Annotated in this window: 13 protein-coding genes; 7 read left to right on the top strand and 6 right to left on the bottom strand. The window is 33.4% G+C overall.

The annotated features are described in order from the left end of the window. On the top strand, positions 1 to 643 hold a 643-nt coding region (locus tag LDL23_RS04000; protein WP_291264555.1), incomplete at its 5' end, for a T9SS type A sorting domain-containing protein. 24 nt (positions 644 to 667) lie between these two features. On the opposite strand, the gene LDL23_RS03995 is transcribed toward LDL23_RS04000, so the two are convergent. From LDL23_RS03995 to hisS, 3 genes are read right to left on the bottom strand one after another with little or no spacing between them, the layout of a single operon-like run. Next, entirely contained in the window at positions 668 to 1,180 is a 513-nt protein-coding gene (locus LDL23_RS03995) for a MepB family protein (protein WP_291264554.1), read from the bottom strand. 16 nt (positions 1,181 to 1,196) lie between these two features. Then, positions 1,197 to 1,544 (bottom strand): hypothetical protein, encoded by a 348-nt coding sequence (locus LDL23_RS03990; RefSeq protein WP_291264553.1) that lies wholly within the window; start codon positions 1,542 to 1,544, stop codon positions 1,197 to 1,199. 44 nt (positions 1,545 to 1,588) lie between these two features. Further along, on the bottom strand, positions 1,589 to 2,962 hold the full coding sequence (gene hisS, locus LDL23_RS03985; protein WP_291264552.1) for a histidine--tRNA ligase: 1,374 nt from the start codon (positions 2,960 to 2,962) through the stop codon (positions 1,589 to 1,591). 169 nt (positions 2,963 to 3,131) lie between these two features. Between hisS and LDL23_RS03980 the strand changes: the two genes are divergently transcribed. Then, a complete protein-coding gene (locus tag LDL23_RS03980; RefSeq protein WP_291264551.1) occupies positions 3,132 to 4,373 on the top strand; it encodes an ABC transporter permease in 1,242 nt (413 codons plus the stop codon). 107 nt (positions 4,374 to 4,480) lie between these two features. Here LDL23_RS03980 and prmC read toward each other — a convergent pair whose 3' ends face one another. Both prmC and LDL23_RS03970 read right to left on the bottom strand, forming a co-directional pair. Next, positions 4,481 to 5,332 (bottom strand): peptide chain release factor N(5)-glutamine methyltransferase, encoded by an 852-nt coding sequence (gene prmC, locus LDL23_RS03975; RefSeq protein ID WP_291264550.1) that lies wholly within the window; start codon positions 5,330 to 5,332, stop codon positions 4,481 to 4,483. Positions 5,333 to 5,336: 4 nt separating this feature from the next. Further along, the gene (locus LDL23_RS03970; RefSeq protein WP_291264549.1) at positions 5,337 to 5,816 is read right to left on the bottom strand and encodes a GNAT family N-acetyltransferase; all 480 of its coding nucleotides are present in this window, start codon (positions 5,814 to 5,816) and stop codon (positions 5,337 to 5,339) included. A gap of 80 nt (positions 5,817 to 5,896) precedes the next feature. Here LDL23_RS03970 and ribD point away from each other — a divergent pair, with 80 nt between their 5' ends. From ribD to LDL23_RS03950, 4 genes are read left to right on the top strand one after another with little or no spacing between them, the layout of a single operon-like run. Beyond that, entirely contained in the window at positions 5,897 to 6,940 is a 1,044-nt protein-coding gene (ribD, locus tag LDL23_RS03965; RefSeq protein ID WP_291264548.1) for a bifunctional diaminohydroxyphosphoribosylaminopyrimidine deaminase/5-amino-6-(5-phosphoribosylamino)uracil reductase RibD, read from the top strand. Next, positions 6,933 to 7,535, top strand: coding sequence for an HAD family phosphatase (locus LDL23_RS03960; protein ID WP_026724812.1), 603 nt, complete (start codon positions 6,933 to 6,935; stop codon positions 7,533 to 7,535). Before ribD ends, LDL23_RS03960 begins: the two co-directional genes overlap by 8 nt. A gap of 6 nt (positions 7,536 to 7,541) precedes the next feature. After that, on the top strand, positions 7,542 to 8,402 hold the full coding sequence (locus LDL23_RS03955) for a DMT family transporter (RefSeq protein WP_291264547.1): 861 nt from the start codon (positions 7,542 to 7,544) through the stop codon (positions 8,400 to 8,402). A gap of 1 nt (position 8,403) precedes the next feature. Then, on the top strand, positions 8,404 to 9,018 hold the full coding sequence (locus LDL23_RS03950; protein WP_291264546.1) for a YigZ family protein: 615 nt from the start codon (positions 8,404 to 8,406) through the stop codon (positions 9,016 to 9,018). Here LDL23_RS03950 and LDL23_RS03945 read toward each other — a convergent pair. Continuing rightward, positions 9,015 to 9,425 carry a thioesterase family protein gene (locus LDL23_RS03945; RefSeq protein ID WP_026724815.1) on the bottom strand — a complete coding sequence of 137 codons (411 nt, stop codon included), beginning with the start codon at positions 9,423 to 9,425 and terminating at the stop codon, positions 9,015 to 9,017. The genes LDL23_RS03950 and LDL23_RS03945 overlap by 4 nt on opposite strands. Before the next feature lie 203 nt (positions 9,426 to 9,628). On the opposite strand from LDL23_RS03945, the gene LDL23_RS03940 reads away from it, so the two are divergent. Next, positions 9,629 to 10,000 (top strand): DnaA N-terminal domain-containing protein (locus tag LDL23_RS03940; RefSeq protein WP_291264545.1); only part of this gene is annotated, 372 nt, incomplete at its 3' end.

Here is a 10,000-nt window from a genome sequence, read left to right as displayed (position 1 = left end):
CAATTCTCATCGCCAACTACTAATAGGTTTCATGAATGAAAACGCAGACCATAATTACAATAATGGCTATGATGGAGAAATAATTGATGCTCAAACAAATGATATTTATTTTCAATTAGATAATTATAAATTGGTTATCCAAGGAGTAGGTCACTTTAATACAAATGCTATTTATCCGTTAACTGTAAAATCAAGTCAAACAGGAACTGTAAACTTTATGATTGATGGATTAGAGAATTTCGACTTAAACCAACCTATTTATATTCATGACAATACAAATGATAGCTATAACGATATTCGAACATCAAATTTTAGTGTAGTACTACCAGCAGGTGAATTTAGTGGTAGATTTTCATTGCGATTTTCAAATCAAACATTATCAAACAATGAATTTGAAAACAGTCAAAATATTGTATTCTTTAATTCTGAAAGTCATCAATTAGAAATTTTAAATCCAAAAAATACAGAAATTGAAGAAGCTACTTTATTTTCAATTCTAGGACCAAAAATAAATCATTGGAAAGTAAATAGTTCTGAAAACAGCATAAAATTACCAGTTAAAAATGTTGAAACCGGAGTTTATATTGTAAAGATAAAAACGAATGACGGTAATTACTTCAGTGAAAAGATTATCATCAAATAATAGAATTTAAAAACGGATACTTTTTTAAAACGAAAGTATCCGTTTTATTTTTTCTAAATCTGTTAATGCGTTTTCTTTAATTTCAACAAAAAATGGAACCTGCCAAGCTTGAGTTTGTATCGCTTGTTTACTTGTTGGTTTATCCCAAGGTGCGTAAACTCTAATACCACGCTTCCCTCCTTTTCCATTTTTAGAAACAATTCCTTTAGAAACTAAAACCGATTTTGGAAAGATAAATTGACCGAAATTTTCTGAATCTCTTACTGAAATAATCAGCAAATCTAAAGAATCAGAAACATCAAAGGGAGCTGTTATACCTTCCTTATTTCGTTTCCAAATAGCAACAAATTGGCCGATTTTTGTAGGCGTGATATTTGCCACTCGGTATTGAATTAGTTTGTTGTTCAATTCAAAAGAACAAGCGCCATAATTTGTGCTTTCAGAATTCCAAACAAGCTTTTGAAGTTGAAAACCACATTCGTTATAAAGTAATTTTTCAGCTAATTGCAAATCGGCTTGAAAACTTTCTATTGCCATAAATGGAGAGGTTTTTCTAAATTTTGAATCGATTTCCTAACTTTTTCCCAATCAAATAAGCGATTCCAATTCCTAAAATTAAAATCCAAAGATTCATGAAAATATAAAACGTATAAGCAATTGGATTTTCAGTTGAATTGAAGCAATAATTATCAATTAGGAAACAAAATTGTGTAGTCTCTTTAGAAAATAACGACAACGCAAAACTCATCAAAAAAGTAATTCCAATCGCCGACAAAACATAAACTAAGTTTTTATTCATCGGTTTTTTACCGGTTGGAGCAAATACATTTCGTTCCGCTTCAGTACGTTTGTTGTTCTGAAGAGACCAAATTACTTTTTTAGCTTCGTCGTCTACATTCATATCAAAAATCAATTACAAGTTCAAGGACAAAGTTCAGCTTTTAATTATTGTAATAAAGTAACTAATGTTGCAAAGTCCACTTTTTGTTGTTCGCCAGTAGCTAAGTTTTTCAAGCCAAATTCTTCACGCTCTATTTCCGATTCTCCTACAATTACTGCAAATGGAATTCCTCTTCTATCAGCATGTTTGAATTGTTTGTCGATTTTTGATTTATCAGGATATAACTCCACTTTTATTCCTTTTTGACGTAATTTTCCAATGGCTTTCATCGCATACAAGGCTTCTTTATCACCAAAGTTTAAGAACAACGCTTTTGATGTAGCTAAAACAGCTTCTGGAAACAAACCTACTTCTTCCATTACCAAAGCAATTCGGTCTAAACCAAACGAAATTCCAACGCCTGACATTTTATTTTTAGCATCGAAAATCCCAGTCAAATCATCATAACGACCACCGCCACCAATTGAACCCATAGCTACTCCTTTTGGCGCAGCGACTTCAAAAATGGCACCTGTGTAATAATTTAAACCACGCGCTAACGTAACATCTAAATCCAAGAAAGCGGTTTGTAAACCTAAAGTCGTAACGTTATCGCAAATGAATTGCAACTCGTTTACGCCTTTCATTCCTTCTTCTGAATTGGCTAATAATTGGGCTAGTTTCTCTATTTTTTCGTTGATGGTTCCAGTGAAATTGAACAACGGTTGTACTTTTTCAATCGCTGTTTCCGAAATGCCTTTTTCTAACATTTCTTTTTTCACGCCGTCCTCACCTATTTTGTCTAATTTATCTAAAGCTACCGTAAAATCAATCAATTTATCCGAAGCACCAATTACCTCAGCGATTCCTGATAAGATTTTACGATTGTTAATTTTAATCGTAACACCACCTAAACCTAACTGACTAAAAACTGAGTCATACAATTGCACCAACTCTACTTCTTGCCAAAGTGAATTTGAACCCACCACATCAGCATCACACTGATAAAACTCTCTAAAACGTCCTTTTTGAGGTCTATCCGCACGCCAAACGGGCTGAATTTGGTAACGCTTGAACGGAAACTCAATTTCGTTTTGGTGTTGTACTACATAACGTGCAAAAGGAACAGTTAAATCGTAACGAAGGGCTTTTTCGGAAATATGACTTGTTAACTTCAAACTGTCTCTATTTTCCAATAAAGTAGCATCCGCTTTAGCCAAATAATCTCCCGAATTCAAAATCTTAAAAATCAAACGATCACCTTCTTCTCCATATTTCCCCATTAAGGTTTCAGAATTTTCAAACGAAGGCGTTTCAATCGGTTGAAAGCCAAATTTCTCAAAATTGGTTTTTATCGTACTGAAAATATAATTGCGTTTCGCCACTTCTGCTGGTGAAAAATCTCGGGTTCCTTTTGGTATGCTTGGTTTTTGTGCCATTTTTCTAATATGTCAATTTGAAAATGTGTCAATAAGACAATTCTGATTTTTAGTAATGCAAATATCGGATATATTACTGACTTCAAAAAATTATAAGGCTAATTACTAGTTACTTTTTACTAATTACTTTTTTAATGTAACAAAATAAATAATTTGTAGTCTTATAGTCATGGTAGGATTATTTAAGGAAAATACAAAAATTGCGCTTGATTCCATTAGAAGTCAGGCTTTGCGTACTTCATTAACAGTAATGATTATTGCTATTGGAATCACGGCTTTGGTTGGGATTCTTACGGTAGTTTCAGCGCTAGAGAATACAATTTTAAAAGATTTTGCTTCTATGGGAGCGAATACTTTTTCTATTAGTCAATATGATTTTTCGTCTGAAATTAATCAAAATGATACCGAACAACGTGTCAATCCTATCATCAGTTATCCTGAAGCTAAGGCTTTTCAAGATAAATTTAATTTTCCGTTTACTACCACATCGTTATCATTTACAGCAGGTTCGGCAGTTGAAGTAAAATATGGAGAGAAAAAGACCGATCCAGAAATTTCTATCGTTGGTGTGGATGAAAATTTTTGTCCGAATAAAGGTTTAGAAGTTGTAAAAGGTAGAAATTTCAATTCCTTTGACATAGCAAACAACAATTACGTTTGTGTTTTGGGTTCCGATTTTGAAAAAGGATTGTTTGAAAACATCAATCCGTTAGATAAAACCATTTCTATTCGTGGTGCCAAATTTAAAGTGATTGGGGTTTTAAAAGAGAAAGGTTCTACTTTTGGAAATAGCCAAGATTTACGCGTTTTAATTCCAACACAAGTCGCGCGCTCCTTATTTTCTGCTCCGAACATCAATTACGATTTGGACGTGATGGTAATGAATGAAGGTTTATTAGATGAAGCGGTTGACGATGCGATTATTACGATGCGTAGAGTTCGTAAATTAAGTCCAATAGAAAAAGACAATTTTGGAATTGAACGAAGCGATGATTTAATTCAAACCTTGCTTTCTAATACAGCTGTTTTGGGAATTTCGGCATGGGTAATTGGAATTATTACTGTTTTTGGTTCTTCAATTGCCTTAATGAACATCATGTTGGTTTCTGTTACCGAAAGAACGCGAGAAATTGGAGTTAGAAAATCGCTTGGTGCGAAACGAAGTACGATTGCGTGGCAGTTTTTCACAGAAACTTTAGTCATTGGCCAATTAGGCGGAATCGTTGGAATCTTATTCGGAATACTGATCGGTTTTGCAATCGCTTCTGCTATTGGATTTGCTTTTGTAATTCCGTGGATGGCAATTATAGCGGCTTTCATTACAACTTTTATAGTTACCATTGTTTCTGGACTATATCCTGCGATAAAAGCTTCTAAATTAGATCCAGTGGAAGCATTGCGTTACGAATAAAAAGTTAACCACAAGGAACACGAAGAAGATACAAGGTTCACAAGGTTTTTAAATTATATCTTCGTGGGACTTTGTGAAAAAACTTTGTTAAACTTTGTGCTATAAACCTAAATCGAACATCTAATCATTCTATCATTTCCATACATATCTTTTTTCAATTCGATATTTTTGAAACCTAGATTTTGCAATAATTCAACCGTTTCTTTTCCTAAATATTGGTTGATTTCGAAGAACAACAACCCGTTTGGAGTTAAATTTTTCAAAGCTATTTGTGCTATTTTTCTATAAAAAAGTAATGCATCAGTATCTTCTACAAATAACGCTAAATGCGGTTCGTAGTCCAAGACATTTTTCTTGATTTCTTCTTTTTCCAAATTACGAACATAAGGTGGATTGGATACAATAATATCAAAATGTTGATTCAAATCTTCCACTTCTAAAATATTAGCTTGAATGAAATTGATTTCAACTTTGTTTGATGCGGCATTTCTTTTAGCCACTTCTAATGCTTTTTCGGAAACATCAATAGCTGAAACATTGGCTTCAGGTAAATTTGCTTTTAATGAAATCGGAATACAACCTGTTCCTGTTCCGATGTCTAAAATGGTGATTGGTGTTGGGTGTTGGGTAATGGGTGAATTCAAAATCCATTCAACAAGTTCTTCTGTTTCTGGTCTTGGAATTAAGGTATTTTCATTGACTTCAAATCGCAATCCGTAAAACCAAGCTTCTCCTGTGATGTATTGAATGGGTTTTTCTTGCTGTAAATCCGCTAAAATTGTATTCCACTTTTCAACTTCTGCATCTGAAAGCTCAAAATTCGGATTCAAAGCTACATCTACTCGCTTCAAATTATGCAAATATTCGGTTAGGATGAAAAAGAAACTTTCAATTTCTTGTTCATCTTGAATGTTTTTTAATGAATCGAAAAAGTGGGTTTTGTATTTTTTTAGTAGCATAATTCTAAACTAATTTCTTCGTCATCCAAACTTCACAACTATTATGACCTGTATTTCCCATGGGACCATCGATATTTTCAAAACCTATTCGTTTGTATAATTTTTGAGCGGTTGTCATGAAAGATAAGGTTTCTAAATAACAGATTTCAAATCCTTGAGTTTTGGCATATTCCAAACATTTTTCAATGATTTTCTCTGCGTAACCTGTTCCTCTAATTTCTGGAGCAAAGTACATTTTTTGCAATTCACATACAGATGCATCTGCATTTTCTAGAGGTGCAACTCCACAACCACCAACTACTTTCCCCTCTTTCTCCACAACATAATAGATAGAACGTGGCGCTTGATATACTTCGTATAACGTATCTAAAATAGGATCTGCATAAGCTGTTCCTACTTTTGGCGCATCAAGTTCATGAAAAATATCGCGAATTACCTTAGCAATCGACTCATTATCTTTTTGTTGGATTTCTCTAATTAACATAGCATTTTTATTGTTGGGTAAAAGTACGTAAATTGGTAGAATCGATTATTAATTCTATTTAAAAATACTACTTTTGTATTATGACGACGCACGAATTTTACATGAAACGCTGTATTGAATTAGCCAAAAATGGTTTGGGAACCACGTATCCTAATCCGTTGGTAGGAAGTGTTATTGTGCATGATGGTAAAATCATTGGCGAAGGTTGGCACAAAAAAGCAGGCGAACCTCATGCAGAAGTCAATGCTGTGAATTCAGTAAAAGACAAATCGTTGTTGAAAGAAGCTACGATTTACGTGAGTTTAGAACCGTGTAGTCACTTCGGGAAAACGCCTCCATGTTGCGATTTAATCATTGCAAATGAAATTCCGAATGTAGTAGTTGGAACCGTTGACCCTTTTGCAAAAGTGGCGGGAAATGGCATTAAAAAATTGGTCGAAAGTGGTAAAAATGTAACTGTTGGGATTTTAGAAGACGAATGCAACGAACTCAACAAACGTTTTTTCACCTTTCATCAGAAGAAAAGACCTTTTATTATTTTGAAATGGGCGGAAACCGCAGATGGTTTTATTGCTCCGATTTCTAAAGAAGAAAATAGTCCGGTTTGGATTACAAATCCATATTCTAGACAATTGGTTCACAAATGGCGCACAGAAGAACAAGCTATTTTAGTGGGAACGAATACTGTTTTAGACGATAATCCGAAATTAGATGCACGTGATTTTTCAGGGAATAATCCAGTTCGAATTGTATTGGATAAATCAGGTAAGATTTCAGAAAACTATCAGGTAAAAGACAATTCTCAAAAAACAATTTTCATTTCGCAAAGCGAAAATTTCATTTCAACTGAAAATTGTATCTATGAAAATGCTATCTTTGGTATTCACCTGATTTCTTCAATTTGCGATATTTTGTATAAAAACGACATACAATCCGTTATAATTGAAGGAGGAAGCAAAACGCTACAATCCTTTATAGATGCGAATTTATGGGATGAAGCACGAGTTTTCAAAGGAGACACAACATTTCAAAACGGCATATTAGCCCCAAATATTTCCGGAAATCCGGTTGCTGGTTTTGACATAATGAATGATGAACTTAAAATTTTCAAGAATTATGATTGAAGCAATTATTTTTGATTTTGGCGATGTATTTATCGATTTGAACAAACAAGCTATTGATTCCGAATTTAGAAAATTAGGCCTAACTGCTTGGCATGACGATTTAGATACTTTGAATAAAAAGTACGAAATTGGAAAAATTGACGAACTTGAATTCATACAAGGTTTTCAAAAACATCTACCAAATGCTGATTTAACAGAAATTAGAGCCGCTTGGAATTCTATTTTAGGTGATTTTCCACTAAAACGTTTGGAGTTTTTGCAAATGATTGCTTCTAAATACCGCTTGTTTCTTTTAAGTAATACCGATCATACTCATATAGAAAAATTTGAACATAAAGAGGGACAAACGTTTGCTCGCGACTTTTACAGTTGTTTTGAAAAAGTATATTTTTCATATGAAATTGGAATTCGCAAACCTGATGAAAATGCGTTTCGATATATTATTAACAACCATAATTTAAACCCAAAAAAAACATTATTCATCGACGACAAAAAAGAAAATACAGATGTTGCTGAAAAATTAGGGTTTAAGATTTGGAACATTCAACCCGGAGTTGAAGATGTTACCCAACTATTCGATAAAAAAATAATTTAAACCATTGTGATTTATTTACTACTTAGCATTTTATTTAACGCTGTCCTATTTGTTATTATTAAGTTATTCGCCAAATTCAATATTGATGCCTTACAAGCTTTAGTAGTAAATTATTTCGTTGCGTTTTTAGTTGGACTTTTCTTTTTAGACACAAGCATTATTCCATCCAAAATTATTAGTGAAGATTGGTTTAGAGGAAGTATTCTTTTGGGCTTCGTTTTCATTTCTACCTTTTACGCTACTACGCTAACTTCGCAACGAAACGGACTTTCGGTAGCCTCAGTGGCTTCTAAAATGTCGGTTATAATTCCTATTACTTTAGGTGTTATTTTATATAATGAAAATCTTGACTTTATTAAGATTATCGGTATTCTTCTAGCATTAGTGGCAGTATATTTCACTTCGAAAAAGGAAACTGGAGAAGTACAACAAGCTTCCAACCTACTCTACCCTATTTTAGTATTCTTTGGTGCTGGAACTATTGATGCTAGTTTAAAATACTTGCAAACATTTCATGTTCCGTCAGAAAAAATAGGTTTGTTTTCTTCCGTAACTTTTTTCTGTGCTTTTAGTGTGGGAATACTAACGATAGTATTTCTAACTCTTCGAGGAAAAATTCAATTTGCTGGAAGAAATATTTTAGGTGGAATTGCATTGGGTTTACCCAATTATTTTTCGTTGTATTTCTTAGTCAAAATGTTAGAAGCAAAAGCGTTTGAAAGTGCTACTTTATTCACGATTCACAACATTGCTATCGTAATTGTTTCTACCTTTGCAGGCATACTTTTCTTCAAAGAAAGAATTTCCATGCGAAATGCTTTCGGAATTGGATTAGCTTTATTTGCCCTATTTTTAGTTACCTATTAAAATGGATTTTTCAGAAAAAGACACTTATAAAACCATTGCCACGGCTTCGGAAGAAGTATTATATAAGGAAAAGAACAGTAAATTCTTTGGCTACGCTTTTCCTGTAACTACCGAAGACGAAATTAAAGAAATTTTAGAGCGATTACGAAAAGAACATTTTTCGGCACGTCATTGGTGTTATGCATATCAAATCGGGACAGAGAAAATTCAATACCGTGCTAATGATGATGGTGAACCGAATAATAGCGCCGGAATGCCTATTTACGGTCAAATTCAGTCATTTGATGTTACCAATGTCGTAATTGTTGTTGTTCGGTATTTCGGAGGCGTAAAACTCGGCGTTGGTGGATTGATTTCGGCTTATAAAACAGCAGCCCAAATGGCATTGGAAAATTCAGAAATAGTAGAACGAACCATCGACAAACATTTTACAATTTCTTTTGGTTATGCACACATGAATAAAGTGATGCGCATCATCAAAGAAAAAAATCTGCAAATTGTTTCTCAAAAAATGGAAATGGATTGCGAAATCGAAATTTCAATTCGAAAAAAAAATGTCCAAAATCTATTGGACACTTTTGAAAATTTATACGAAATAAAACTAACCGAAATTTAAACTTCGAGAAACGAATTTATCTTCTCCGAAACATAGCTTGGAGGCAAAATTGGACGTCCCGTTTTCATATCCACAAATACTAACATTGAGTAACCCGTTGTTAATAACTCATTTGCTTCATTATAGATTTCGTAGTCAAATTCTATCTTCACAGAGGTCTGACTTTTTAATATTGTCTTAACAGTCAACAAGTCGTCGTAACGAGCTGGTTTTTTGTAATTCATTGTTAATGAAACCACAGGAAGCATAACACCGTTTTCTTCCATCCATTTATACGAAACCCCCAAGTTTCTGAGCCATTCCACGCGTCCCATCTCAAAATACTGTGCATAATTTCCGTGATAAACGACTCCCATTTGATCTGTTTCCGCATAACGCACACGAACTTGAAATTGATATTCTCTCATATTAAATCTATATTAAATTAACATTAAAAAAATCCTCATAGGCTTACAATATTTTTTTTTAAAAATCAAGCCTAAAAAAATTTTTTTTACAAAAAATTGTTCACATATTTGCTAACCCAAATCATCCGAACTGAATATCCGTTCCGTTCACTTTTGTAACCTATTACAAAACTAAAATAAACAAGTAATAATTAATTGAATTTATGACGAAAACTGCGCAATCGGTATGGAACAACTGTCTGTCTTTCATAAAAGACAATATTCAAGATCAAGCTTACAAAACTTGGTTTGAACCTATTCAGTCAGTTGAACTAAACGACAACGCGTTATCAATTCAGGTACCTAGTAAATTCTTCTACGAATGGTTAGAAGAACACTATGTGAAATTATTAAAAGTTGCCTTGACGAAAGAGTTAGGACCAGGCGCAAAGTTATTGTATAAAATTAAAATGGAAAACACTTATGGCAATAAACTTCCATTTACTGAGCAAATTCCGAGTTATAATAGAACCGCGGTAAAACCTCAGGAAGTAGATGTGCCAATTGTGAATAAAAATCCAGAATTAAAAAACCCT

The organism is Flavobacterium sp. (genome assembly GCF_020217025.1).
GTDB lineage: Bacteria > Bacteroidota > Bacteroidia > Flavobacteriales > Flavobacteriaceae > Flavobacterium.
This window is presented reverse-complemented; position numbering and strand designations above follow the sequence as displayed.